26 protein-coding genes are annotated in these 26,421 nt (G+C 56.2%); 9 read left to right on the plus strand and 17 right to left on the minus strand.

Going from position 1 to position 26,421, the window contains the following annotated elements; genetic code table 11:
* Positions 1–18 precede the first annotated feature (18 nt).
* The 3 genes from ACR0NW_RS08215 to ACR0NW_RS08225 all read right to left on the minus strand — a co-directional run bounded on the left by ACR0NW_RS08215 (position 19) and on the right by ACR0NW_RS08225 (position 3,763).
* Complete coding sequence (locus ACR0NW_RS08215; RefSeq protein ID WP_170651801.1) at positions 19–426, minus strand: DUF2147 domain-containing protein; 408 nt, start codon at positions 424–426, stop codon at positions 19–21.
* Positions 427–526: 100 nt separating this feature from the next.
* The gene (locus ACR0NW_RS08220) at positions 527–2,350 is read right to left on the minus strand and encodes an ABCB family ABC transporter ATP-binding protein/permease (protein ID WP_480449943.1); all 1,824 of its coding nucleotides are present in this window, start codon (positions 2,348–2,350) and stop codon (positions 527–529) included.
* Positions 2,351–2,407: 57 nt separating this feature from the next.
* A complete protein-coding gene (locus ACR0NW_RS08225; RefSeq protein WP_480449944.1) occupies positions 2,408–3,763 on the minus strand; it encodes a LysM peptidoglycan-binding domain-containing protein in 1,356 nt (451 codons plus the stop codon).
* A gap of 122 nt (positions 3,764–3,885) precedes the next feature.
* Here ACR0NW_RS08225 and ACR0NW_RS08230 point away from each other — a divergent pair, with 122 nt between their 5' ends.
* Positions 3,886–4,437, plus strand: coding sequence for an LOG family protein (locus ACR0NW_RS08230; protein WP_480449945.1), 552 nt, complete (start codon positions 3,886–3,888; stop codon positions 4,435–4,437).
* A gap of 43 nt (positions 4,438–4,480) precedes the next feature.
* On the opposite strand, the gene ACR0NW_RS08235 is transcribed toward ACR0NW_RS08230, so the two are convergent.
* The 4 genes from ACR0NW_RS08235 to ACR0NW_RS08250 form a co-directional block, all read right to left on the minus strand.
* Complete coding sequence (locus tag ACR0NW_RS08235; protein ID WP_170651793.1) at positions 4,481–4,939, minus strand: host attachment family protein; 459 nt, start codon at positions 4,937–4,939, stop codon at positions 4,481–4,483.
* A 214-nt stretch (positions 4,940–5,153) separates the two neighbouring features.
* Positions 5,154–6,050 carry an EamA family transporter RarD gene (gene rarD / locus ACR0NW_RS08240; RefSeq protein WP_480449946.1) on the minus strand — a complete coding sequence of 299 codons (897 nt, stop codon included), beginning with the start codon at positions 6,048–6,050 and terminating at the stop codon, positions 5,154–5,156.
* 31 nt (positions 6,051–6,081) lie between these two features.
* Positions 6,082–6,960 (minus strand): metallophosphoesterase, encoded by an 879-nt coding sequence (locus tag ACR0NW_RS08245; RefSeq protein ID WP_480449948.1) that lies wholly within the window; start codon positions 6,958–6,960, stop codon positions 6,082–6,084.
* A 4-nt stretch (positions 6,961–6,964) separates the two neighbouring features.
* Positions 6,965–7,564, minus strand: coding sequence for a superoxide dismutase (locus ACR0NW_RS08250; RefSeq protein ID WP_170651789.1), 600 nt, complete (start codon positions 7,562–7,564; stop codon positions 6,965–6,967).
* Positions 7,565–7,667: 103 nt separating this feature from the next.
* Between ACR0NW_RS08250 and ACR0NW_RS08255 the strand changes: the two genes are divergently transcribed.
* The gene (locus tag ACR0NW_RS08255; RefSeq protein ID WP_480449949.1) at positions 7,668–8,426 is read left to right on the plus strand and encodes an FkbM family methyltransferase; all 759 of its coding nucleotides are present in this window, start codon (positions 7,668–7,670) and stop codon (positions 8,424–8,426) included.
* 274 nt (positions 8,427–8,700) lie between these two features.
* Here the strand turns inward: ACR0NW_RS08255 and ACR0NW_RS08260 are convergent, their stop codons facing one another.
* From ACR0NW_RS08260 to ACR0NW_RS08285, 6 genes are all read right to left on the minus strand, one after another.
* Positions 8,701–9,099, minus strand: a complete 399-nt coding sequence (locus ACR0NW_RS08260) for a hypothetical protein (protein ID WP_480449950.1) — start codon at positions 9,097–9,099, stop codon at positions 8,701–8,703.
* Positions 9,100–9,179: 80 nt separating this feature from the next.
* Positions 9,180–9,611, minus strand: coding sequence for a hypothetical protein (locus ACR0NW_RS08265; protein ID WP_480449951.1), 432 nt, complete (start codon positions 9,609–9,611; stop codon positions 9,180–9,182).
* Positions 9,612–9,747: 136 nt separating this feature from the next.
* Positions 9,748–10,314, minus strand: a complete 567-nt coding sequence (locus tag ACR0NW_RS08270) for a sarcosine oxidase subunit gamma (RefSeq protein WP_480449952.1) — start codon at positions 10,312–10,314, stop codon at positions 9,748–9,750.
* Positions 10,307–13,321 carry a sarcosine oxidase subunit alpha family protein gene (locus ACR0NW_RS08275; RefSeq protein ID WP_480449953.1) on the minus strand — a complete coding sequence of 1,005 codons (3,015 nt, stop codon included), beginning with the start codon at positions 13,319–13,321 and terminating at the stop codon, positions 10,307–10,309. The genes ACR0NW_RS08270 and ACR0NW_RS08275 overlap by 8 nt, the downstream gene beginning before the upstream one ends.
* 68 nt (positions 13,322–13,389) lie before the next feature.
* A complete protein-coding gene (locus tag ACR0NW_RS08280; protein WP_170651777.1) occupies positions 13,390–13,719 on the minus strand; it encodes a sarcosine oxidase subunit delta in 330 nt (109 codons plus the stop codon).
* A gap of 86 nt (positions 13,720–13,805) precedes the next feature.
* On the minus strand, positions 13,806–15,050 hold the full coding sequence (locus ACR0NW_RS08285) for a sarcosine oxidase subunit beta family protein (protein WP_170651775.1): 1,245 nt from the start codon (positions 15,048–15,050) through the stop codon (positions 13,806–13,808).
* Positions 15,051–15,226: 176 nt separating this feature from the next.
* Between ACR0NW_RS08285 and ccmI the strand changes: the two genes are divergently transcribed.
* Genes ccmI through ACR0NW_RS08300 form a run of 3 tightly spaced genes read left to right on the plus strand, consistent with a single transcriptional unit; the run spans position 15,227 to position 17,159 of the window.
* Positions 15,227–16,447, plus strand: coding sequence for a c-type cytochrome biogenesis protein CcmI (ccmI, locus tag ACR0NW_RS08290; protein ID WP_480449954.1), 1,221 nt, complete (start codon positions 15,227–15,229; stop codon positions 16,445–16,447).
* Complete coding sequence (gene ruvX / locus ACR0NW_RS08295) at positions 16,444–16,908, plus strand: Holliday junction resolvase RuvX (RefSeq protein WP_480449955.1); 465 nt, start codon at positions 16,444–16,446, stop codon at positions 16,906–16,908. Before ccmI ends, ruvX begins: the two co-directional genes overlap by 4 nt.
* Positions 16,909–16,925: 17 nt before the next feature.
* Positions 16,926–17,159: a DUF1289 domain-containing protein gene (locus ACR0NW_RS08300; protein WP_170651768.1), complete on the plus strand. Its 234-nt coding sequence runs from the start codon at positions 16,926–16,928 to the stop codon at positions 17,157–17,159.
* A gap of 647 nt (positions 17,160–17,806) precedes the next feature.
* On the opposite strand, the gene ACR0NW_RS08305 is transcribed toward ACR0NW_RS08300, so the two are convergent.
* The 4 genes from ACR0NW_RS08305 to dusA are packed head-to-tail and all read right to left on the minus strand — an operon-like array spanning position 17,807 to position 21,194.
* Entirely contained in the window at positions 17,807–18,535 is a 729-nt protein-coding gene (locus tag ACR0NW_RS08305) for a SpoIIAA family protein (RefSeq protein WP_480449956.1), read from the minus strand.
* Positions 18,536–18,572: 37 nt separating this feature from the next.
* On the minus strand, positions 18,573–19,358 hold the full coding sequence (locus tag ACR0NW_RS08310; protein WP_480449957.1) for a hypothetical protein: 786 nt from the start codon (positions 19,356–19,358) through the stop codon (positions 18,573–18,575).
* Positions 19,352–20,176 (minus strand): sulfite exporter TauE/SafE family protein, encoded by an 825-nt coding sequence (locus ACR0NW_RS08315; RefSeq protein WP_480449958.1) that lies wholly within the window; start codon positions 20,174–20,176, stop codon positions 19,352–19,354. Before ACR0NW_RS08315 ends, ACR0NW_RS08310 begins: the two co-directional genes overlap by 7 nt.
* Positions 20,177–20,204: 28 nt before the next feature.
* Positions 20,205–21,194 (minus strand): tRNA dihydrouridine(20/20a) synthase DusA, encoded by a 990-nt coding sequence (gene dusA / locus ACR0NW_RS08320; protein ID WP_480449959.1) that lies wholly within the window; start codon positions 21,192–21,194, stop codon positions 20,205–20,207.
* A gap of 479 nt (positions 21,195–21,673) precedes the next feature.
* Between dusA and ACR0NW_RS08325 the strand changes: the two genes are divergently transcribed.
* The 4 genes from ACR0NW_RS08325 (at position 21,674) to ACR0NW_RS08340 (ending at position 26,240) form a co-directional block, all read left to right on the plus strand.
* A complete protein-coding gene (locus ACR0NW_RS08325) occupies positions 21,674–22,849 on the plus strand; it encodes a tyrosine-type recombinase/integrase (RefSeq protein ID WP_480449960.1) in 1,176 nt (391 codons plus the stop codon).
* Positions 22,850–22,919: 70 nt separating this feature from the next.
* Positions 22,920–23,774 carry a hypothetical protein gene (locus ACR0NW_RS08330; protein ID WP_480449961.1) on the plus strand — a complete coding sequence of 285 codons (855 nt, stop codon included), beginning with the start codon at positions 22,920–22,922 and terminating at the stop codon, positions 23,772–23,774.
* A 91-nt stretch (positions 23,775–23,865) separates the two neighbouring features.
* Positions 23,866–24,141, plus strand: a complete 276-nt coding sequence (locus ACR0NW_RS08335; protein WP_480449962.1) for a helix-turn-helix transcriptional regulator — start codon at positions 23,866–23,868, stop codon at positions 24,139–24,141.
* Positions 24,138–26,240: a VapE domain-containing protein gene (locus ACR0NW_RS08340; protein WP_480449963.1), complete on the plus strand. Its 2,103-nt coding sequence runs from the start codon at positions 24,138–24,140 to the stop codon at positions 26,238–26,240. Before ACR0NW_RS08335 ends, ACR0NW_RS08340 begins: the two co-directional genes overlap by 4 nt.
* Positions 26,241–26,421: the final 181 nt, after the last annotated feature.

Consider the following 26,421-nt stretch of genomic DNA (forward strand, 5'->3'; position numbering starts at 1 on the left):
ATGCTAATTTCAAAATTTTTATTGAGACAAACGCGTCCAGGTCTGGTGTCCGCAAACCAGATGTTCGCACCCTTTGATCTTCAGCGTGTTGCCCGAAACGGATATCTGAGGGGCAACGTCCACATTGATCAGCGGCACCCAGAAATCGCCACCGCCATATTTCCCGCCGCCCTCGCTGGCGACGTCCCAAAACAGCTGTTTACCGATGTTGGGGGTCTGCACCTCTTTTCCGGTCTTGTCATAGGCCGAGAGAATCTTACCGCAGAACTTGTCACCGCAGGCACTGATCTGAATGTGCGAAATCAGGTCCTTTCGATCCGGCTCTGTTTTCCAGACACCGACAATCGGGTCAGCGACCGCCTGCCCGGCCGCGACAACCGCGCCGAGCGCGATCACTACTGCCAAAAACTTATTTTTGCCAAGCATAAAGCAACTCCGAATGATCGACTCAAATCTCCGTGCGGACAGTATGGCTGGTAACTTCCGCACGGCAATGATTGCTTTAGGATCACCCCGAAAGAGCGCGTCAGGCGGCCTCGGCATCCGATTGCTGACGGCTCCAGAGTTGCGCGTAACGCCCCTCGCGCAGCAAAAGCTCATCATGGCTGCCCTGTTCGATCACCTCGCCGTTTTCGAGAACGACGATCTGGTCTGCCTCAGCAATGGTACTCAAACGGTGGGCGATGGTGATTACCGTACGCCCCTCGCCCGCGCGGGCCAGCGCCCCTTTGATTTCCTGTTCGGTGTCGGTGTCCAGGGCTGACGTCGCCTCGTCCAGCAGCAGAATCGGAGGGTTTTTGAGCAGCGTTCGTGCGATGCCAACACGCTGCTTTTCCCCCCCCGACAGCTTCAGTCCACGCTCACCCACGGCTGTATCGTAGCCTTCGGGCAATGAGACGATGAAATCGTGAATCTGGGCTGCACGCGCGGCAGCTTCGATTTCTCCCCGGCTGGCCCCTTCCCGCCCATATGCGATGTTGTACAGGATCGTGTCATTGAACAGAACCGTGTCCTGAGGCACCACACCAATGGCCGCGTGCAGGCTGGTTTGGGAAACATCCCGGACATCCTGACCGTCTATTTTCAATGCGCCGCCGGTTACATCGTAGAACCGGAACAGCAACCTGCCGATCGTCGACTTGCCCGATCCGGTGGCTCCAACGATGGCGACGGTCTGGCCCGCCGGGACGGTCAGCGAAATACCTTTAAGGATCTCGCGATCTGCCTCATACCCGAAGTGGACATTTTCCAGTGCGACCTCACCGCCATTGACCTGCAGTGCGGGTGCTGCGGGTTTATCAATCACTTCCGCTGGTTGTTCCAGCAGTGAGAACATCTGCCCCATGTCGACCAGAGATTGCCTGATCTCGCGGTAAACGGTTCCCAGAAAATTCAGCGGTACGGTGATCTGGATCATGTAGGCGTTGACCATGACAAAATCCCCGACGGTCAACGCTCCATTCTGAACACCAATAGCCGCCAAAACCATGACGCCAATCAGACCGCAGGTGATGAGAAAGGACTGTCCGAAATTCAGAAACGCAAGCGAATAGGCCGTTTTAAGAGCCGCCTGTGCGTAAGCTTTCATTGAGCTGTCATAGCGATTAGCTTCGCGCTTTTCCGCGTTGAAATATTTGACAGTTTCAAAATTCAGCAGGCTGTCGATCGCGCGCTGGTTCGCCTCGGTATCTTGGTCGTTCATCTCGCGCCGGAGCTTCACGCGCCATTCGGTCACGGCAAAGGTAAACCAGATATACAGCGCGATGGTCACGGCCACGACGACCAGATACCAGACGTCGAAAAGCCACATCAGGATAATGGCCACCATCAGCAGTTCGAGGATAAGCGGAGCGATGGAAAAAAGCAGAAACCGCAAAAGGAACTCAACGCCTTTTACGCCGCGCTCTATGATCCGGCTCAACCCGCCAGTGCGGCGGGTCACGTGATAGCGCATAGAAAGCTGGTGGATGTGCTGAAACGTCTCAAGCGCCAGGGCACGCAAGGCTCGCTGTCCGACAGGTGCAAACAGGGCATCCCGCAATTGCTGGAAGCCCACGGTCATCATGCGCGCAACGCCATAAGCAACAGTCAGCCCCACAGCGCCCAACGCCAGCGGCGGCACACCCTCGCCCGCAAGGCTGTCGACGGCACCTTTATAAAGTATTGGCGTGTAGACGGCGATGAGCTTGGCAAGCACCAGCATCAGCATAGCCAGTACAACGCGGCGTTTTACCCAAGGTTCATCCTTGGGCCAAAGATATGGTGCGACCTTGCGGATCGTCAGCCAACCCGAACGGCGTTCGTCCGATTCTGTAATGTCGCCCGAATGCGTCTGAGATGGTCTTCTCATCACGTACCTTAACTGCGGTCAGAGAACGCTCTGGCCTGTGTCGGCCAGAGGTGTTTGTTATTCTGGGATCGTAAAGATCTGCCCCGGATAGATAAGATCCGGATTGCGGATTGCATCCCGGTTCGCCTCGAAAACTTTTACGTAAAGCACACCATCTCCGTAGCGTTCCCGGGATATGGCCCAAAGCGTATCGCCCTGTTGCACGGTAACCGCCCGTATTGGCGGAGTTTCGGGGTCAGCTTCCGGATCATCGGCAGGTTCAGCCGCTTGCAGAACCTCGACCGGCTCACGTTTGAATGGGGTCTCGATCCTGCTGACCACGTTCCCGTCCTCGCCAACCTCGTCCAGCCGCAAGGTGTAAACACCCGGATCAATCCCTTCGATTTCGCCGCGCCACTGACCTTCGGCATCAGGTGTTAGGTCCGTGATGAGACGGTTGTTCAGGTATAGCCGGACAACCGATCCGTCCTGCGCGCGACCTGTAAGCTGAACGTCACCCTCATCCGAATACCCGATGGTATCCAGTGCGACTTGTTTCGGTGCCTCGTCCTGAACTACGGGGCGTTGAACCAACTCAACCCCTTCTTCACCTGAACGCAGGACCGCAACCTGCTGACCGGGATCATTAATATCTTCGGGCGCAGCTTCATCCGCCACCTCTTCACCGGTTGTTTCCGGGGCAGTTTCAGTCTGAACGGGCTCGTCTTGCCCGGCCTCAATAGCTGGTTGTTCGGCTTGCGTTTGCGCTTGCTCTTCCTCTGCCTGCGCAGCTTCGGCACTCGCAACAACCTCAGCCCATTCAGCAGGCTCAGGAAGCGCCGCGATCAAATAGTCGTCCGAGCGCGCGAACTGCCCATCGCTTTCGGTTTCCAGAACCAGCCCACGGGCCGCATCACTGAACGGAAGAACGATAAACTCCGCAAACTGCCCGCTTGCATCCACTGTGAAAGAGTGGATTACGACCTCATCCAGCAGAACATTAACCTTGCTGCCCACGCTGGCACTGCCGGACAATAGGGCGCTGCCCTCCTTTTCCACAAAAATCTGGTCCAGAACTGGCGCGACTGGTGCCTGCACAACAGGGGTGCTTTCCTGTTCGACTTCAGCGGAGCTGGTTTCAGTTTGGGTATCGGATGTTTCGGCAGCATCGTCTTGTGCAGGAACGCTCTCCGGCTCCGGCGCAGCCTCGGTTTCTGCTTTCGGTACATCAGGCGTTTTCACCGCTTCGGCGGTTTCGGACGTTTCCGGAGCAGGCGCAACGGCTGCAGTTTCGTCCTGCGCTGCCTTTTCCGGCTGTTTGCCGCCCATAATTCCGGAAAAATAAAGCCCCCCTGCGACGATCAATGCACCCGCACCGGCGACCATCCCCCATACGAATGCACCGGATCTTTCGCTTCCCGACTTGGCAGCCATTCTTTTCCTTTCACTCCGCGGCACAAATGCCTGTCTTGCAGACATTCCGCGCGGTTGAGCCAATCTATCAATACCGCTATCACGGGTCAAAACGTCTGACACAAGCCCGGAGAAGCGCCTTTATGTCTCGGAAGTCCATCTGTGTGTATTGCGGGTCACGAAATGGCGCCAATACCGAGTATTCAGCGGCCGCAAAACGGTTCGGAGAGCTTTTGGCCGAGGAAGGCTGGCGGCTGGTCTATGGTGCCGGGGATGTCGGATTGATGGGAGAAGTTGCGCGCGCAGCGCAGACCGCCGGGGGCGAGACTTTTGGGGTAATTCCGACGCATCTGGTGCGCCGGGAAGTCGGCAAGACCGATCTGACGCATTTTGTGATCACCGAAACCATGCATGAACGCAAGAAGGTCATGATCATGAACGCGGATGCTGTCGTTGTTTTGCCCGGCGGCCCGGGGTCGCTGGACGAACTCTTTGAGGCCCTGACATGGCGGCAACTGGGCCTTCACGACAAACCCATTCTGGTTATGAACGTGAACGGATATTGGGATAAATTGCGCGCCCTGCTGGATCAGGTCATTGATCAGGGGTTTGCCGATGCATCCTTGAGCGACTTTATCTCGTGGGTCGATGACCCAGCTGAGGCGATGACGCTGTTACGGTCGAAACTGGCGTGATTCCATGGCGTTGGGCGGTCTGTTTCCAAACCGCCCTTCGATCTCAGGTCGCTGCACTCAGGCGTTGAGTCAGCACCTGCTCGACCTTGTGCAAGGGGTGATTGGTCAGTGTTTTGTCCACTTCAGCAATCACCTTGGACAGGACCTTGCTGTGCAGCCTGCGCCTGAGCAGCCCAAGCACCTGCGGGCTGGCGACAAGGACCAGTTGCCTGTAGGCGCCTTTTAACCCCCGCTTATTCAGAAGATTGGCCAGATCCTGCACAAACAGGGATTTGGCGTGCGTTTTCCAAGCTGCTTCGCCAAGCGCTGATTTCTGATTGGGCCCTGTATCCGGACGGCGCCCCGCCCGGTCCGAAGGCTTGGAAGATGCGCTTTGCGTGTCTTGCTCTTCAACTGAAACTACAACCAAATTCGGGTCTTCCGCGTCTGTAATGTTCTCCATGAACAACGCTTTTTCGCCGTCCGCGATGACAACCCATGTTCCCTGCTTTAGTTCGACCATAAAGACCTCCTGACATGTTTTTCCGGTTGCCCCCCGGTTTCCAGACACAAGTCAACGGGCGCGCAAAATCAGGTAATCCGCGCGAGAGCTTATTGTTTTCAACTATTTGACGGTTCTCTCCTCCCGTGCACTTAAGCTAGGTACTGCGCGGATCAGTACAATCCCCCGACCGTCCGAAAGTTGACGCACGGGCAATTTGTCGCCTGTCGGAAGATTACGGCCGAAGGGCAGCGTTTCTCCCGGCCCTGTCACGCAGGATCGCTGAAACCGAAAACACGATCACGGCCACCCAGATCAGAGAAAAGGCAATCTGGTGCCACACCGTGAAAGGTTCCCCAAACGCCAGGACGGCACACAGAAACTGCAGCGTCGGGTTGAGGTACTGCAGAACACCTACGGTAGACAACCGAACCCTGCGCGCGGCATAGCTGAACAGGATCAAAGGCATCGCCGTCATCGGGCCGGACAGAACCAGCAGGATGCTGACCTGCCAGTCGGCTCCGAAAACCCCCTGCCCGGTTCCGTGGAACCAGGCCAGAACAGCCAGCCAAACCGGCATGAAAATCAGGATTTCACAGGTAACCGAAACCACCGGCCCGATTGGAAGGCTCTTTTTCAATGCGCCGTAGATTGCAAAGGTGACCGCCAAAATCAGGGCGATCCAAGGCGGGACACCAGACCCCACCGTCAGTACCGCAACAGCAAGAGTGGCCAGTATAATGGCCCCCCATTGAGCAACGCTCAGTTTTTCGGAAAACCACAGAAAACCGATAAGTACGGTAACAATCGGAAACAGGTAATATCCCAGCGAGGCTTCGGTGGCCTTGCCGATTTGAATCGAAGTTATGAAAACGAACCAGTTAGCCGAAATCATCAGCCCGGCAATCGCAATCACCACGACGCGACGGCGGCTGACAAATGGTGTCCCAAGCTCGGATAGCCGCCCCTGAACGGCCAGAACGGTTCCGAACAGCACAACCGACCATAAAGTCCGATGAGACAGCACCTCGAGCGGAGGAACATCGGACAACAGCTTGTAGAAAAGCGGTGACAGACCCCAGATCGTACAGGCGCAAATCATGGCCAGAACGCCCTTGGTCACGTCTGTCATGCCATTCCTCCGATCGTAAATCTACTGGCTATCAGGCACTCAGTTCGACAACTGTTATTTCCGGCACGACCCCAAACCGAACCGGAATCATCGAACACCCGATGCCACCCGACACCACCAGATGCTTACCGTCTTCTTCCACGGCCCCATAGGCGTATCTGTTGCCATACTTTGATGGCACCATCGGAGAGTATCCGAACATCCGAACCTGCCCGCCATGAGTATGGCCACAAAGCGTCAAGGCCACATTCGAGGGCACTTGCGGGAAAATGTCCGGCTCATGTGCCAGCAAAATCACTGGCGCACCTTCCGGAATCTGCTGCAGTGTACCGGGCAGATCGTCCACGCCCGAAAATCCACGAGGGCCGCGAAACGCCAATTGATCACCCAACCCGGCCAGCCAAAGGCCATTAGGCAGTTCAAGCGCATCATTCTCCAACACACGGATGCCGTTCTTCTCCAGTGCCACGCCTGTTTCGACCGGTCCTGCGCGACGTCTTTGCGCTGCAAGGTCCATCCACCAGTCGTGGTTGCCGAGAACGGCATAAACACCCTGCGGCGCCTTCAATTCAGCCAGCGCCTTTGTCGTTTCCGACACCGGGATAGCGCGCCCCGTAAGTTCATGATCCGAACTCAGATCACCCAGAATTACAATCAGGTCCGCCCCCACAGCATTTGTGCGCGCGACGACCTTTCGCAACCGGTTCAGCGAGGTGAACGGTTCGGCAGCGTGGATATCAGTCAGCACCGCAATCCTGATAGGGCGATCTTTCGGCCAGTCGTCCCGGCGCAGCGTCCACTTCTTCACCCGCAGGCGAAGCGCGGGTTCGAGGAAAAAACCATAAGCCGACACAAAAAGGGCTGCGAACATCGCAGCCAGCAGCCCTTTTATGAACCCTCTTCGGGTCAATCGATCACATCCGCGACGCGACGTTTTCCCAGTTCACCAGATTGTCGAGGAAGTTCGACAGGTAAGCCGGGCGCTTGTTGCGGAAATCAATGTAGTACGAGTGCTCCCACACATCGCAGCCCAGCAGCGCTGTCTGGCCGAAGCACAGAGGGTTCACGCCGTTTTCGGTCTTGGTCACTGCCAGCGAGCCGTCGGCGTTTTTGACAAGCCATGCCCAGCCCGAACCGAACTGACCCGCACCAGCAGCGCTGAACTGCGACTTGAACTCGTCAACCGAACCAAAGCTTTCGGTCAGAGCCTTCTCCAGCTCGCCCGGCATGGCGTTGTCGCCGGGGCCCATCATCTCCCAGAACTGGTTGTGGTTCCACAGCTGGCTGATGTTGTTGAAGATGCCATTCTGCGCCACTGCGTTGGCGTCGTAGGTGCCGGTGATGATCTCTTCCAGCGATTTGCCGTCCCACTCGGTCCCTGCGATCAGCTTGTTGCCGTTGTCGACATAGGCCTTGTGGTGCAGATCATGGTGATATTCCAGCGTTTCCGCGGACATACCCTTGGCTGCCAGCGCGTCATGTGCATAAGGAAGATCAGGAAGTTCAAAAGCCATCTTGGCCCCCTGTTGAAATGAATGTTGCGGTTCCCAAGGTTACATGCTTTGGCCAAGCGCATAGGTCAAGAGGCGAGACAAGAAAACCCGGAGGCAGGGGCGAATGCTGACAAAGGCGCGCAAGATGTTCTACCGCGCCCGCGGATACTATGCGGGTAATCTGAACGGCGAACCGTTCCGGCTGGATCCTTACCATTCAAAGTTCTGGCGACGCGCGTCCGAGGGGCGTTGGGAGCCGGAAACATTCGCCGTACTCGACAAACATCTGTCAAAAGACAGCGACTATCTGGATATCGGATCATGGATCGGCCCGACGGTATTGTACGGCGCGCGCAAGGCTCGCCGGGTCTGGTGTTTTGAACCTGATCCCGTCGCCTATCGTCATCTGGCCTGGAATCTGGAGTTGAACGATATCCGAAATGTATCGGCCTTTGGCGTGGCGCTGTCCGATGGGTTTGGTGTCGCACGCATGGCTTCCGCGCACGGAGAGCCCGGGGATTCGACGACTTCTCTTTTGAACGACGCGGAAAACGGAACTGATGCGCTAACCATCTCGTGGGACCAGTTTGCCGGGACAGCCGATCTGTCACGCGTCTCGCTGGTCAAGATGGATATCGAAGGGGCGGAATTTTTAGTGCTGCCCGCATTGCTGGATTGGCTGAAGAAACAACGCCCTGCACTGCTTTTGTCCACCCATGGTCCCTATCTGGATTCTGGAAACCAGAAAAAACAGTTTGAGGCGTTGGCCGAGCAGCTATCGTTTTATGACAGTTGCCGGGACGACAAAGGGGCCTCAGGCCTTGAAAACCTGACGTCGAGCAGAGCTATGGGGCAATTTCCGACGTTTCTGTTGGAAGGATGACACTCGCCTTCTTTTTCTAGTCGCGTTTGCACTTACCCGTTCTAGATGGCTTGGCGGTAGCCTGACCAACGTTGGCTTGAAGATATGCGCCCACCGTTCCGGGATTTAGATCAGCCACTTAAATTATTGAAATTTCTCTTTTTGAGCAGAACAAAAACCACGCCGGTATTTATCAGCATCCTGCTCTTTGGACCTGCCACTCAAGCTAGCACACACGTTTTTTCGGCGTTCCTTGAATGGGTGAGTTTCGCATGACTCTCAGTCATGCGACTGCTCACGATTTGTGCAACTCGCATGTGCCGCGACCGCGGGGCGCGTTGCCATCCATGCCGCTAAGGACAGCAGACATCGTGACCTTTTTTTTCAAAACGTCGAAATTTGCACTGTATTCAACATCGCTGGAGCCACGGCGTCCACCGGTGAAGGCAAAGTCCTTGATTTCCCAGCTAAAGTTCCATTTGCCTTTGCCACGCTTTGTTACTTGCGCCTCGAGTGGTTCACCTACGGTTTGCTCTACGTACCCATCGTAGACGTAACCTGTGGATTTTTCCTGATCCAGAAACAGCGCCAGCTTTGGTGGTATCCATCCGATCTGTGAAAAGCTCTTTAATTCACAGATATACGCCTCTCCACCGAACTCAGCATCCTGTGCGGTTGCAGGAACGCCTGTCATTGCGAGCGCACAGGCAACGAATAGAACGTTGAGTTTCGCCGGAAAACATCCCGATCCATTTCGATTTGAGTGTGTGTACTTCATTGAACCGAACACTTTGCTTTTCCCGTGATATCGTTGTCATAACCGCGCGGCCACGCACGAAATGTTGCCGTGTTCCGCTTTGTGTTCAACCGGACGGAATAGTCCATGGAAATCTCGCGGGTTCCATCTGTTCCCACGTTGCGGAAAGACCAGCTCAATTGGACAACATCGCGCCCGAATCCCCCGGCAGAGGAAACAGGCTTTGGTTCTTCGGTTACCTGACCATCGAATGAAAGCGCCATTTTGGCCTCTTTCTTGCTTCGATCGATGACAAATACCGCCTGTTCCGGAATCCAGCTCTGCTCGGCTGGAGAGCCAAAGGCCTTTACTTCACATTTATAGGTACGCGGGTTTTCCGCCGATATGGACGTGCTTGCCAATACAAGCGCAACCAATACGATAGCCCCTCTGAATAAATTTGATTGCATAATTGCCTTTCTCCAGATGGCCTGGCTCGATCAGCCATCTCATCTAACAAACCGACGAGGCAAAAAAATGCCCCCAGATAGTATCTGAGGGCACCCTAATTTGCAGCTTTTGGAACCACAACTCAAAATTGAGCGGTCAGTATACTCCAACCTCACTGCCCGGCTGCGCCGCGACCTTGAGCAGTTTGAACGCATAGTCAGCCGCCGACCGGAAGCAAACCACGCGGAAGGTTTCCGCATCGTCCATCCAAAAGGCTCCCGCAACCTGCGCAAGACGTGAGCGGCGGATCTGACCGGGCTGGAAGGCTTCGGGCGACAGATCGACCGGTGACAGTTTTGCGATGACCTCACGCGCATTGCTGCCCGAGATACGGAATACCGCGCGCGCGTCCGAGACGTTGACCGCCAGTGCGTGAACGCCGCCCAGTGCGTTGTTGATCGCGGCCAGCTTGTCGTTGACTTCGGCATAGGGCACCAACACCAGCAATTCGTCGGGTGACATCCAGCACAAGCCGCTTTCGCCATCCACATTTGCCTGACGCTGACCGGGCATCTTCTGCCCGGTAGCCTCTGTTACAGCCTTGATGACAACCTTGTCGCTCAGATCGCCGCGCAGGGTGATCATGCCCTGCAAACCGGTTTCCACGACCTTTGCGATGCCGTCATAGCTGGCGTGGTTCAGTGCGCTGATGGGTTCAGACATTCTGCTTCTCCCCGTCCTTGTCGTAGAATACCGGGTCCACGATCTTTGCCTTGTAGGATTTTCCGTCGGTGCCCGGGAATTCGATTACCTCACCCATGCGATCCGGGCCGTGCTTGACCAGCCCCATGGCGATGCCTTTACCCAGATTGGCCGAGTAGTAGGTCGAGGTCACGCGCCCGATCATGTTGCGCTGACCATTGGCGTTTACGCCCTCGCCCACCGCATAAGCACCGTCGGGAATAACCGATCCATCCACAGTCTCGAGACCAACCAGTTTCCAGCGTTCCGGATCAGCCATATGGCTGCGCGAATGCGCCCGTTTGCCCAGGAAATCCTCTTTCTTTTTCGAAAGCGCCCAGTGCAGACCCAGATCCTGCGGGATCACTGTACCGTCGGTCTCGTCCCCGATCATGATAAAGCCCTTCTCGGCCCTCAGGATGTGCAGGCATTCGGTACCATATGGCATGACGCCGAACTCTTTGCCTGCCTCCATCAGAGCGTCCCAGAACGCCTGACCCTGCGACGCAGGAACCGCGATCTCATAGGACAGCTCACCCGAGAACGAGATGCGATAGGCGCGGCAATCGAACTCGCCGATCTTGCCATCACGCCATTCCATGAACGGCAACGCCTCTTTGCTGACATCCATGCCGCCCAGCTTTTCTAGAACCTTGCGGGCATTGGGGCCGACAACGGCGACCTGAGCGTATTGCTCGGTCACGTTGGCAACGTACACTTTCCAGTCCCACCATTCGGTCTGCAGCCACTCTTCCATATGGCCGTGGATGCGTTCCGCTCCGCCGGTGGTTGTGTGGCACAGCCAGGTGTCCTCGTCGATCCGGGCGACAACGCCATCGTCGATCAGGAACCCGTTTTCCGAACACATCAGGCCATAGCGACATTTGCCGACCTTCAGCGTGGACATCATGTTGGTGTACATCATGTCCAGGAACTTACCGGCATCGGGTCCTTTGACGATCAGTTTACCCAGTGTCGATGCGTCCAGGAGGCCGAGGTTTTCGCGAGTGTTCTTGACCTCGCGATTCACGGCGTCGTGCACACTTTCACCCGGGCGGACATAGGCATAGGTCCGGCGCCATTGGCCGACGGGTTCCCAGTCCGCGCCGTTGCGGTCATGCCAGTCATGCATCGGAGTGCGGCGGATCGGCTGGAACACATCCCCACGCGCCTCGCCACCAATCGCACCCATCGAAATCGGGGTGTAAGGCGGGCGGAACGTGGTGGTGCCAACCTGCGGAATCTCGGAATTCAACGAGTCAGCCAGGATCGCCAGACCGTTGATGTTGCTGAGTTTCCCCTGATCAGTCGCCATACCCAGCGTAGTGTAACGCTTGGTGTGTTCGACGCTTTCATAACCTTCGCGGGCCGCCAGCTGCACGTCCGAGACTTTGACGTCGTTCTGAAAATCCAGCCATGATTTCATGCGCAGCTGAATTTCGGCATTGGCCGGCATCAGCCAGACAGCCTCCATCTGCGCCTCATCGGTGCTTGCACCCTCGGGGGCCTTGGTGTTCTTCGGCTTGAAACCTGCCGCCTTGGCCGCCGCCTTGCCGGCAGCATGCGCATCCGACATCACACTGCCCAGCGACAACGGGCCGTTGGCAGACCCGGCTGCCACCACAAACCCTTCGCCATTTGCGCCCAACGGCGGACGGTCCGGATCAGGGCGGAAATGCGCGTTGGCTTCATCCCAGATCAGCTTGCCGCCACAGTGGGACCACATGTGAACAACCGGAGACCAGCCGCCCGACATCGCGACCGCGTCGGCCTCAACCTCTTCACGAGCGCCGCCGATACCTTCCTGGTTGCAGATGGCAACTTTCTTGACGCGCTTGCCGCCCTTGACCTTGGCGATCGCCTTGCCGGGGTCGACACGGATGCCAAGCTGACGAGCCTCTTCGGCCAGTTGCCCGGCAGTCGCGCGGGCATCGACGATACGCAAAACATCCACACCGGCCTGTTTCAATGTGATCGCGGTGCGATAGGCATCGTCGTTGTTGGTGGCTACGATTACACGCTCGCCCGGGGTTACGCCCCAGTTCACGACATAGTCCCGCATGGCCGAAGCCAGCATAACTCCCGGCACATCATTACCCGCAAAGGACAGCGGTCTTTCGATTGCCCCGGTTGCAGTTACAACTTGCTTGGCGCGGACACGCCACAGGCGATGACGGGGCCCTTGGGTGCCCGGATTGTGATCCGTCAGGCGCTCGTATCCCAGCACGTAGCCGTGATCATAGACCCCAGCACCCATGCAGCGCAGGCGCAGCGTGACGTTGTCCATTGCCTCCAATTCGGAAACAGTTTGTTCCACGAACTTATCCACAGGCTCGCCATCAATGGTTCCCCCGTCAACCGGAGCGCGACCGCCCCAATGCGCGGTCTGCTCGATCAACATGACCTTGGCGCCCGACAGGGCCGCAGCCTTGGCGGCCTGCAGGCCAGCAACGCCACCACCGATCACCAGAATATCGGCGAAGGCATAAAAGTGTTCATATGTGTCCGCGTCGCGGGTTTCCTTGTCCGGCGCCTTGCCCAGACCGGCTGACCGGCGGATGAAGGGTTCGTAGACGTGTTTCCAGAACGGCTTGGGATGGATGAACGTCTTGTAGTAGAAACCGGCGGGCAGGAACCGCGCCAGAGCGGTGTTAACGGCGCCGATATCGAATTCCAGGTTCGGCCAGTGGTTCTGTGAAATCGCGGTCAGGCCGTTGAACAGCTCGGTCGTGGTGGCGCGCTGGTTCGGCTCGAACCTGCTGCCCTGCCCCAGACCGACCAGTGCGTTCGGTTCTTCCGCGCCGCTGGCAACGACGCCACGCGGACGGTGGTACTTGAACGACCGGCCCATCATCATCTGATCGTTGGCCAGCAGAGCCGAGGCAAGCGTATCGCCCGCATAGCCCTGCATCGAGGTGCCGTTAAAGGTAAAGGTGACCTGTTTCGACCGGTCAATCAGCCGGCCTTGGTTTGCGAGACGGGTGCTCATTTATCTGGACCTTTCGCAAGCGGAGATGTGGGAGCCTCCGGCGGAGATATTTCTGGCAAGAGGAAGTTTCATGCGAACTCTCTCCATTTCCAGCCGGGGCGTTTGGCTGAGATCGCGTCGCAAATATCCTTGGGCGGCTCGGTCGTCTGCGCAGGATAAGTGCCAAAAACCTCAAGGGTGGCAGTGCAGCGCGCGGCGTGGAACCACTTGCCGCAGCCATTGGCATGGCGCCAGCGTTCGAAATGAACGCCTTTCGGGTTCTCGCGCATGAACAGGTAGTCGTGGAATTCTTCATCCGACGAGCCGGGGCCAAAGCGCTTGAGGTGTGCTTCGCCGCCAGCGGCCAGTTCCGATTCTTCTGCGTCCACGCCGCAATAGGGGCAATTGAGGATCAGCATATGTTCATCCTTTCGGCGGTAGGTTGGCGATGCGGCCAACCTGAATTCTAATCTGTGGCACTTGTCAGGTCCGGAATGACCGGAATTTAGTGTGCCACCCCGGCGGCAACGCTTTCGTCGATGAAGCGACCTTCGTTGAACCGGTCCAACGAGAAGGCTTCGGTCAGCGGCGAGTGACCAGTGGCCATAAGCTGCGCCATGCCCCACCCCGATCCCGGGATCGATTTGAAGCCGCCGGTGCCCCAGCCACAGTTGACAAAGCAGCCGCCCAGTGGCGATTTCGACAGGATGGGCGAGCGGTCGCCGGTCATGTCCACAATTCCGCCCCACTGGCGCAGCATCTTGAGGCGCGAGATCATCGGGAAGGTTTCGACCAGTGCGCGCACCGTTTCCTCGATGTGATGGAACGAGCCGCGTTGGGTGTAGTTGTTGAATCCGTCGGTGCCGCCACCGATCACCATCTCACCCTTGTCGGATTGTGACATGTAGCCATGGACGGTGTTTGCCATGACCACCACATCCATGCAGGGCTTGATCGGCTCGGATACCAGCGCCTGCAGCGCCAGCGACTCGACCGGAAGACGGAAACCCGCCATCTCGGCAAGCTGACCCGCGTGACCGGCAACGACCATACCCAGCTTATCGCATTCAATCGCGCCTTTGGTGGTTTCGACACCTGTCACACGACCGTTTTCCTGGCGTACACCGGTCACTTCGCATTGCTGGATTATGTCCATACCCATGTTCGAACAGGCACGGGCATACCCCCAGGCCACGGCATCGTGGCGCGCGGTGCCGCCGCGTTCTTGCCAAAGCGCCCCCAGAACGGGGTAGCGCGGACCATGGATGTTGATGATCGGCACCAGTTCCTTGACTCGTTCAGGTCCGATCCACTCGGTCTTGACCCCCTGCAGAGCATTGGCATGGGCCGTACGCTGATAGCCGCGGATTTCATGCTGGGTCTGGGCCAGCATCATCACGCCGCGGGGGCTGAACATGACGTTGTAGTTCAGATCCTGGCTCAGATCTTCGTAGAGGCCACGGGCCTTTTCATAGATCGCCGCAGACGGGTCCTGCAGGTAGTTGGAGCGGATGATGGTCGTGTTCCGGCCGGTGTTTCCACCGCCCAACCAGCCTTTTTCGATCACGGCCACGTTCTGAATGCCGTAGTTCTTACCCAGATAATACGCGGTCGCCAGACCGTGCCCACCTGCGCCGACGATGATCACGTCGTAACGCTTTTTTGGTTCAGGGGAGCGCCAAGCGCGCTCCCATCCGGTGTGATAGCGCAGCGCTTCGCGCGCCACAGCAAAGGCTGAATAGTGTTTCATGAGCGAATCCATCCGGTTCGGTGATTGGTCGCAGATATGCAATGCGAGGGCAAAATACCCCTGCCGCACAACGCCGCAATATAGCGCTATTGCGACATGTGTTCCATTCGCGGCCATTTGTCCCTTTTTTCATCGGGCTGACAGGTCTAAGTGAGGGCAACACTCTCGGAGAGCACATGACATTCTGGGTCCTGATCATCCTTATGGCGCTGCTGATAGCGGCAGTACTGGGATATACTATGCTGCGCGGGCGCCGCGGCGGCGAACCGGCAGCCGCATACGACCTGCGCGTTTATCGTGAACAACTGACCAGCGTTGACCGCGATCTGGCGCGTGGCGTGATTGGTGAGGCCGACGCCGAACGCGTTCGAAACGAAATCTCACGCCGTATTCTGGCGGCTGATGCACAGATGCGTGGTGAAGGTGGCTCTGGCGGACCGGCCAAGACGACGTCTGTTATCGCGGTCTGTATTCTGGGGCTGATTTTGGTCGGCGGTGCCGCCGCATTGTACCAACGCCTTGGTGCGCCCGGATACGGCGACCTGCCTCTTTCGCTGAGATTGGAGATGGCCGAAGAGATTCGGGCAGAACGCCCGCGTCAGGCTCAGGCGGAAAACCTGTCGCAATCGACACCGGACGTACAGCTGGACGAAAGCTATGCCAATCTGCTGAAACAGTTGCGGGAGACCGTCGCAGGGCGACCGGATGATCTGCAGGGCCATATGCTGTTGGCTCAGCACGAGGCGAATGCGGGAAACTTCAAGGCTGCTTACTCCGCCCAGCAACGTGTCATCGAATTGTCCGGCGCGACTGCAAGTGCCGACAACTATACCGATCTGGCCGAAATGATGATTCTGGCAGCCGAAGGATATGTCTCGCCCGAAGCCGAAGAGGCTTTGGGCCAGGCGTTGGAGCGTGATCCTGCCCATGGTCCCGCGCGGTACTACTGGGGTCAGATGCTGGCCCAGACCGGACGACCGGACGCCGCTTTCGAGGTTTGGCAGGCCACATTGCGCGACGCCCCCGCCGGCGCCCCATGGGCCGATGCCATTCGCGGGCAAATCGAAGAACTTGCGTATCGTGCGGGTGTCTTCAACGCACAGCCCGCACCAGCCCCGTCCGGTCCGAGTCAGGAAGACATCGCAGCGGCCAGCGAATTGACCGCGGAAGAGCGGCAGGAGATGATCCGTGGAATGGTGGATCAGCTTTCTGACCGGCTGGCGACCGAAGGCGGTGCTGTGGAAGAGTGGGCCCGTCTGATTGCCGCACTGGGCGTTTTGGGCGAAACCGAACGCGCCAGCGCGATCCGTGACGAGGCCACCACCGTTTTTGCTGGAAATGACGATGCGCTGCAGATGATTGCGGCGGCGGCCCGTCAGGCAGGCGTTGCACAATGATCTGTGATGTGTTCGAGGAATTTGCCGCCGCCCTGCCCCCGACGACCGCCCTGATGGGGTTGGACCTTGGGGAAAAGACCATCGGCGTTGCCGTCTCGGACCGGATGCGTGGTGTCGCCAGTCCGCTGGAGACCGTGCGGCGCAAGAAATTCACGTTGGATTCCGCCCGCCTGCTTGAGATCGCGGCAGATCGCGAGATTGGGGGCATTCTGCTTGGCCTACCCAAGAACATGGACGGAAGCGAAGGCCCGCGCTGTCAGTCCACCCGTGCTTTTGCCAGAAATCTGTCACGGTTGACCGACTTGCCGATTGGGTTCTGGGACGAGCGCCTCAGCACTGTTGCTGCAGAAAAGGCACTGCTTGAGGCGGATACGACACGAAAACGTCGCGGACAGGTTATCGATCACGTGGCCGCAGGTTATATTCTGCAGGGAGCGCTGGATCGTCTGCGCTTTCTGTAACAGGTCGGAGACCGCTGATGACCAATATGGTTTGGAAAAGGAACGAGGTCGAAAGCCCTTGCATCCAGATCTGCGTTGTCCACCCGACTGAACGCATCTGCACCGGATGCTACAGAACAATCGACGAGATCAGCCGTTGGTCCAAAATGGACAGCAGCGAACGCGCCGGGATCATGGACGAATTGCCTTCGCGCAAACCGCGTCTTGCCAAACGTCGGGGCGGACGGGCGGCGCGGGTGGACCGCGGTTAGGCCCGGATCAGCGATCTTCTGAAGATACAGACGAGACAGAGTGATCTCGGGTGCGAAGTTGCCTTTTGGGATACTTTGACTGTTTGTCGCTCAGTTCTCTCTGAAACAGTTTCGTCAATTCGGATTGCCGAAGCACGTTTTTATGCTCTTCCCGTAAGGGCCCCGCGTGCGACGGGTTTCCGCTTGTTGGTTCTTGTGCGGATTTACCGCGAAAAAGACGTTCAAAAATAAATTTATACAACATGTCAGCTATCCTGCAGCTTCGGTCGATTGTCGCTGCGGATCTCTGTCCGAACCCGGTTGGCGGCTCGAGGACAGCCGGTTACGTGAGTGGCAATCCGCAGCGACACGGCGCATTTATGTGGCCCATTCCCTCAAAAAAGGGGGAAAAAGCCACAAATTTCACCGCGCAATGACCGTAAGTCAAAAAATTCAAAAAAATCCGGTCACTTGCAGCGCAAAGTTACGGGGGTCATTTTATTGGGGGACGTAGCGTCAAATTTCCGGTGGGTCTTTACGAAAGTAACAAAGCCTGCCGGAAATCCAGCAGGCTCTGACCTGAAATGCCGAAAAAGGAAAGTCGGGCCAGTGCGGACGTGTGCCGACGATATTACCGACCCGGGTAGGAGCACGCTGTTTTGGACGCCTTAACCTGCCGCCAGCCACACCTTGGCATTTTCAAGGTCTTCAGACGGAAAGTACTGCGTGCGAGTGCCAAGAACATGGCTACCGACCCGCTCAGCCATCTTCTGCCAAGTCTTGTCCCCCACAATGGCCGCGCGGTCCAATAGCCCGACGTGATTGCGAGCAAGGCGGAAATGCGCGCCCATGGCGGACAAGCCCTGCCAGCCTTCGAATTCGGTCAGATCGATCAGCAATCTGAAACCCGTACGTCCGTGGATCAACGTGTCCAGATCCCGTTCGGCCTGCTTGTATTCGGCCGGGTCAAGCTTGCCCATCAGCTTAATCTGGACGCAAGGGTCACCAAGATCCAGAACGTGGATCGCGCCTAGCGACTCGCGTATCCAGCGGCGCGCGGTTTCGACCTCGGCCAGATCAAATACCTGCACGGGGCATGGCATGATCGGCGCAGCAAGGCGCACCCCGGTTTGGACCCACTTTTGGTCGGCCACGACGGCAATTCTGTCAAACCCGCGCCAGTTCCCCAGACCCAGCTTGGTATCGGCCCAGGCCGCACCCAGGTCATAGCCACGAAATTCCTGCCCCATTATGACGATCAATCTGATCGAGTCGTGATCGGCCAACGCGGTCTCAACCGCCGGAACCAAAGTCTTGGCATAATCATCGCTGGTAATTTCACCCGATAACTCGGCCTCGATCAGCGCACCATCTAAATGGGTTGTGATGGTAATCATCTTCCCAGAACCTCCAAAGTCAAAGAATGACAGGACGTTAGGGGGATTCGATCCATTCGGCTACTCCCCCGGGGCACTCGGGCCGAAAATAGGCAATCATCCGTCCATCCGGTTCGGCAGACGCGGCACTACCCCAGGGCGCAACCCCGTGCAGGCAATGGCGGTGCAGGACATAAGCTTCACCCGGTCGCGCAGGCAATTCGATGCGCGGGCAGGTTTCGAACACCAGACGGCGGGCTTCCTGATAAATCTCGGTTATGTCGACCGTATGCAAATCCTCAGACCGGAGGCCGGCAAAAGCACGGGCAAATGCCGCGCCGAGGATTTTATGGCTGCCCTCCCAAAGCACCAGAGGCGCGGCATCCGCGCTGGCCTGCGTCAGCGGTATTCCCAAAATCCAGGTGTGCGGTTCGTCCACCCGGCGCCTCCGATCCGGGCCGTTCGGTTTCAATCCGTCTACATGCGCACCGTCCCGTCGGGCGCGATAGCGCGCAGCGGCTTCGTTCTCGCCCTTTCGCGGACGCGGGTATCCCGGATAGATCACCGAAACCTGCCCCTTGTGCAGGGGTTGTGTACCCAGATGTTCGGATATGAATTCCATCGCCTGACCGGCCAGCGGCTTTGAATGCCCCACCCTGCCCTTGGCATCGTTCTCCAAAGCGTCGACGCCTATGAACCACGTTCCTTCGCAATCATGCCACTGTGCATGAGCAGGATCGCTTACCGAGGCTCGGGCTGCAGGCAGAACGTGCGAAACCCACTCGGCCAGAACTGGATCATGAGGGAATTTGACCCAGCCTTTCCGAAAAAACGCCTCTACCATCCCAGCGCCTTGCGCAGCATGTTTAGCGCCACCAGTGTCAGAAAGACCGCAAAGACCCGCTTGAGCGGTTTCGGGTCCATCGAATGCGCCAGTTTTACGCCCCAGGGGGCAGTGATCAGTGTCATCGCGACGACGATTCCGAACGCGATCAGATTTACTGCCCCAATGGTCAGCGGGGGCCGATGTTCCTCTGCGATATCCAGAAACAGAAACCCGATAACCGAAGGCACGGCAATGATCACCCCGAACCCGGCAGCGGTCGCGACGGCCCGGTGGATCGGAGTATTGTAAAGGCTCATCAAAGGCACGCCAAAGCTGCCGCCGCCAATCCCCATAAGAACGGATAGAAACCCGACCGAGGGCGACAATGCGGCCCGCCGTACGCCCTTTGGCATTTGGTCACCCAACCGCCATTCCGACCGTCCCAGCCCAAGATAGGCACCGATGACCATGCCCAGCAGCCCGAACAGGGCCTGCAAAGCTTCGGTCCGCAACGCCGAGGCCGCCAGAACACCAAAAACCGCGCCAACAGCGATCCCCGGCCCCCAACCGCGAAGGATATCCCAATCCACCGCACCTTTTTTGTTATGGCTCAGAACAGACCTGATGGACGTCACGATAATGGTCGCCAGTGATGTGGCCAGGCACATCTGCATCAACTGCGGCCCACCATATCCAAGCGTCTGGAACGCGTAGAAAAACGCGGGAACCAGTACGATCCCCCCACCCACACCAAGCAATCCGGCCAGAACCCCGGCCAACGCACCGATTGCAAGCAAAAGGCCCAGCATCTGGGCCAGCATCATCGTCTCGGGCATTCTCCCCCCAAACCGGCAAACTGCCGTATCAACCTGCCTGCTCGACCTCGGGCAGTGGCGTCACACAATCCAGCGCAGCCAACACCAGATCAGCCCCCGCCCCGTCCTTGACCGCGCCTTCAGACAGCATCCGCCGCCATCCTCGCGCACCTGGACGGCCTGCAAACAAGCCCAGCATATGGCGAGTGATCTGATGCAGACGGCCGCCGTTGGCAAGGTGTTGCTCGATATAGGGCACCATTTTGTGAACAACTTCAATCGGATCAGTAACCTGACCCGCGCCAAAGATATCGCGATCAGCGGCACAAAGTAGATCCGAGGGCTGATGATAGGCCGACCGCCCGATCATTACGCCATCCAACCCGGCATCCAGATGTTTGCGGGCCTCATTCAGAGAAGTGATGCCTCCGTTGATTGATATATGGAGATCGGGAAAGGCCGCCTTCATCCGATGAACCAGAGGGTAATCCAAAGGCGGAATATCCCGGTTTTCCTTCGGGCTTAATCCCTGCAGCCACGCCTTACGCGCATGGATCGTAACGCGATCACAACCAGCGGCGCTGATTTTTTCTAGAAACTCCGGCAATACCAGTTCCGGCTCCTGCTCATCCACTCCGATACGGCATTTGACCGTCACATCGATGTCTACAGCCTCACGCATGGCTGCAACGCACTCAGCCACGCGCGACGGATCCTTCATCAGGACCGCTCCGAACGTTCCGGACTGAACCCTGTCAGAGGGGCAGCCGCAATTCAGGTTGATCTCGTCATAACCCGCCTTCGCACCGAATGTTGCAGCTGCTGCCAATTCGTCTGGGTCCGACCCACCCAACTGAAGGGCCACGGGATGTTCTTGCGGGCTGAACTCGAGAAGATGCAAAGCGCCCCCCCGGACCAATGCCGGGGCCGTGACCATTTCCGTATAAAGCAGGGTTTGTGAGCTCAGCAGCCGATGCAAAAAACGGCAGTGCCTGTCGGTCCAATCCATCATGGGCGCAACCGACAAGCGGGAGGCCATTCTGATCACCGCGTTACTTTCGGCGCACGTCACTGTAAGCCACCTTTCTTTTCAGCGTTTATTAGACCTGGCATCGGTTATTCGGGATTAGCGCCGATATTCAAGGGCTACACATCCAATTTGCAGGCTCCACGATCGAGCAAGATGCGAACAATCAATCATCCTAGTTCTGGGCGGTGCTTCACATAATGTAAAAGGGAGAGCTCGTCTACCAAACGGCGCATGCACAGGAACTGCTGCCGACCAGAAAAACGCTCCATTCAGGAATCTCGCGCGAGACCTTGCGCTTGGGGCTCTGGATTCTGGTGCGGTCGAGACGCTTCGAAATCACGTATCACCTACAATCAGCCGATCTCAACGAGCAGCGTTATTCATTTTTATTTTTTATTTTTAGATAGTTACTTGCCTCTTTTAATCTCAGGATCTATCAATAGCCATCATCAAACCTCGCGGCAAAAGGTGGACACTAAGGTGGATAAATGACGAGAGCGCTTCATAAACTTACCGCACTTAAAGTAAAGAACTCACCACCTGGAAAGTACTCCGACGGCGGCGGCCTCTGGTTGCACAAACGCGCTGACGGCGGGGCTCAATGGTTTCTCCGGTACGTATTGTACCGCCGCAGACGAGAAATGGGCTTAGGCTCCGCCCGAGAAGTCTCGCTGAAAGAGGCACGGAATGAAGCAGAAAAGTGGAGAAAAGTTCTACGAGAAGGCAAGGACCCGATCAAAGAGAGGGAGAAACAAAAAAAGGAAGCCGCGCGAGATTTGTACCTGCTTCGCGATATAGCTCAAGACGCCTTCGAAGCTCGAAAGGCCGAGTTAAAAAACGACGGTGAAGCGGGACGCTGGTTTAGTCCGTTAGAGCTTCATGTTCTTCCTAAGCTGGGTTCGATGCCAGTCTCTCTAATCGACCAAAACGATATTCGGAACACCCTCCAGCCTATTTGGCACGAAAAAGCATCCACAGCCCAAAAGGCTATTGAACGATTGGGAATTTGTATTCGCCATGCGTCCGCACACGATATCGATGTTAACCTTCAGGCGGTTGCGAAGGCAAAAATCCTGCTTGGGAAACAGCGCCACAAAGTAAAACACATTCCTGCGATGCACTGGAAAGATGTGCCTGACTTCTACGCTAGTCTCGTCGAGCCGACACCGACACATCTTGCCTTACGCCTGCTAATACTTACCGCAATGCGATCAGGGCCCATCCGCTTCTTGCGGACGGAGGAACTTTCATCAGATTTATGGACCATTCCCCATGAGAAAATGAAATCCAAGGTTGGCGAAGATGATGACTTTCGTGTCCCACTTTCGAAAGAAGCCCAACACGTAGTCAAATTGGCGAAGCCATTTGCGCGAAACGGTTATTTGTTTCCAGCCAAACGAAAAGGCGTTTTAAGCGACGCCACAATGGCAAGGTTGATGGAACGAAGGGACTTAGATGCCCGACCTCACGGATTTCGGTCAAGCTTTCGCGATTGGTGCGAAGAAGCCACGAATACTCCCGAGCACATCTCAGAAGCTGCCTTGGCTCACTCAAGCGGGAACAAAGTTATGGATGCTTACCGTCGAACCCAGTTTCTCGATAAACGTCGCCCTCTAATGGAGAAGTGGGCGAAACACGTAACCAGCTTCGCAACCAAGACATGAAGGCCAGCAATTGTTTGTAAACGACCGAACCAGAACGTCGCTCTACGACATCCACTCAAAAGTCCTGTCCTTGATCGAAAGCAAAATGCCAACCTTCAGATGGGATCCCGATGGTGATGTGCGCGACGACGAGCCTAACTACTACGCCGCCTCAGAAATTGTAGGGCAAGAAGAAGACTATGATCCTGCGATATTGATGCTCCCTGGTGGGCGAAAAAGAACTGTTTACGAATTGAAAGAGAAACCTAAAGAAAAACAGAGTGGCTTCCCAGCGCCGACTTTTCTTGACGCTCCTGCCGTAAGTGGTTTCTACAAGGATGATGAAGCTTGGGACTACTTCTACAACCATTTTTTGACGCTTGCTCAAGATTTCACTTGGGATTTCGTAAGCTCGAATAAACACAAGGCAGAAGTTTTGATGCCTACTGGCGGTTCGGCAGCTGTCAGTGCGGAACTATTCCGACGTCCAGACAACGAAACTGGGCCTGCGAACACTCATATCGATGTCCGTATTGGAACAGTTGGATCAGGGCATTTGAAGTACCTACCTTCTCTAGGCAAAGGATCGCATGGCGCGAACTCTAATCTGCGGATCTTGTACGGAGCGCAGCTTTATCAACCGATCACATTCGCAGGGTCGGATTTCAGCAGGTTTTTTGAAGATCTCAAGAAAGCAAAACTAGATATTCCGATGGATTACGATGCGCTCTTGGTCCACGACATCCTTACTTTGAGCATCGAGGGAAGGTGGAACAAGCAAGAAATCAAGCAAAAATTGGCTCCCAAGATGAAAGACGCTTCGTGGAATGTAATTTGGGCTGATGCTGCTAGGGAAAATGTCAAATTAGGCAAACCTGGGCCGAAAGGTGGGCCTAAGCTGAGCTTCAACGTACTGAAAACTAAATTAAAAACAGTCCGTTTATAATTCATTCAAATAATTCGCAACGCTAAGTAGTTCGTTGCAACGAATTCATCGTTCAGGATCAGCCCAAGTCACAACATGAAAGGGCTGATCAATGGACAACATCGATCCACTTCTTACCGCCTCTGAGAGCGCGCAGTATCTTCAAATCTCAGTGCCAACATTTTGGCGCAGGGTTGCCGATGGCACAGTACCACCGGCTGTCAAAATCGGATGCCTGTCACGCTGGCCTCGCTCGGAGATTGTGGAGGTCATCGAGGACGCCAAATCCAGGCGCTTTGAACCTGAAGCCGCGAAGAAAGTACTTCTTGCACCTCAGAAAACTGAGCCAGCCTCCTTTGTCTCGCCATTGACCGGAAATTTTCAATGAACATGCGCACTGATTATACCAGCATCGCTAAATCGGCGGCTGAGTACGCTGCTCGAGGGTGGCATGTTTTTCCCGTGCCGCCCGGAGAGAAAAAGTCTTACAAATCCGAGAAACACTGTGGCGGTCAAAAATGGGGCGCTACTACGGACCAAGGTGTAATTGCGAGGGACTGGCAGAAATGGCCATCCGCTAATGTTGGAATCGTCACGGGACCAAAGTCCGGTTTTTTTGTGATCGAGGCGGATACACTGCAAGGGCACAAGACAGATGGGATCTCCAACTTGCTCTCCCTCATCGATGCCAACGGAACTCTGCCTGAAACGGTGGAAGCCCTCAGTCCCACCGGCTCTTGGCATTTATACTTCAAGTGGCCGGAAGGCACTAAAATTCGCAACTCGGCAGGCCAAGTAGCACCAGGTGTGGACGTACGCGCTGATGGAGGGATGGTATTAGGAGTGCCTTCCGTCCGGCCTGGGTTTGACCAAAGATACCGCTGGAAGAACCCACCTGGGTTGTTCGAATTAGCCGAATGCCCAGACTGGCTGCTGAAGTCAGTGTTGAAGCCAGAAAAGGAAAAGGCTGAACCCAGGCACAGCTTAAATGCCGACATCGACAACCGTTGGGCACAAGCGGCGTTGCAATCTGAACTAGCTGCACTACTCGCCACACCAGTAGGCGGTCGCAATCATCAGTTGTTCAAATCTGCGTCCGCACTGTTTGAGGTCGTCTCTGGCGGTCACTTAGGTGAAGCATTGGTTCGTGAGCGACTGGAGGCAGCAGCTTGTGCCATTGGCCTCGACTCCTTGGAAACTTGGCGCACCATCGATAGTGGTTTTAAGGCTGGTATCGAGAAACCCAGAGGCCCCAAACAAAGAAAAGAAAACACGGAACCAAAGTTCCGCCATAGCGAACTGAGCCTAGTTCGGGACGACAAAGGTCGTCCGTTCTTTAACCCAGCAAATGCACTTACTCTGCTTTCCCAACACCCAGAATGGTCAGGTGTTTTAGCTTACAATGGGTTCACCGCGCAAAAGTACTTGTTGAGGCCAATTCCTGGACAAAAAGCAGGTAGCTCTCCTCGTCCTCTCGAAGATGATGACTACGTAGCTGTTCAATGCTGGTTCAATCGAAATGGCTTTCCACGAACCAGCATGGATATTGTTCAAGGAGCTGTACGAAAGACCTGCCGCGACAATTACTTTGATCCCCTCCAAGATTATCTAAACAACTTAATTTGGGACGGAGAGGAGCGTTTAAACACTTGGTTAAGCGCTTATTGCGGAGCAGAACCAAGTGTTTTTTCTTCCGAGGCGGGCAAGCGTTGGTGCATTTCAGCAGTTGCTCGCGGCCTTTCACCGGGGTGCAAAGCTGATCATATGCTGGTTTTAGAGGGCTCCCAAGGACGAAAAAAATCTACCGCCTTGGCAACTCTGACCGGCGTTGACTGGTTCAGCGATGCTCTTCCAGCGATGGGGACCAAGGATGCTTCAAGTTTTTTGCGTGGAAAGTGGGTAATCGAAGTCGGCGAACTAGAGGCGATGCGGAGAGAAGTGGATGCGGTTAAAGCATTCATTTCGAGGCAGGTGGAAACATTCCGTCCGGCTTATGGTCGTGAGGAGGTTAGCGAACCCCGTCGATGCGTATTCGCTGGCACAACCAACAAAGAAGATTGGCAACGTGACGAAACCGGTGGACGCCGATTTTGGCCTGTCCGTGTTGGAGAAATTGACATCAATGCACTTGCCCGCGACCGAGACCAGATTTGGGCCGAGGCCGTCGAGTTATATCGTCAAGGTGAGAGATGGTGGCTCGAAGGTGAGGCGGAGAAAATTGCTCGCAAAGAAGTTTCAAATCGCCGTCCCATCGATCCTTGGAGTGAAGATATTTGTAAGGCGGTGCACGGCCACACGGAAGTGACTGCCAAGCAGGTGTTGAGCAAGATGGGTGTTAAGCGCGCCGACATGACACCGCTTTTAGCCAAGCGGGTCGCACAAGAATTGGTGGCACAGGGATGGAAAAGAGCCGGACGTATCACTTCAGGTGAAGGAAAGGGAGCTGTGAGGTTTGTTCCCGACGACAAATCGATGAAGGCGAAGTGAAGATGGTGAAGGTGGTGAAGAAGGTGAGGCAGAGAAAGCCAAAACCCAACACAACAGATAAGTGCATGTTATTAGGCACTTTGTTGAAGATTCTTCCATTCAAGGAAAAACTCTTCACTCGCTTCACTGAAGAAAGCAACTTGCGCATACAGCTATGTGAGCGCTGCTAAACAGCGGTCCA

This window comes from Ruegeria sp. CF5 (assembly GCF_056537325.1).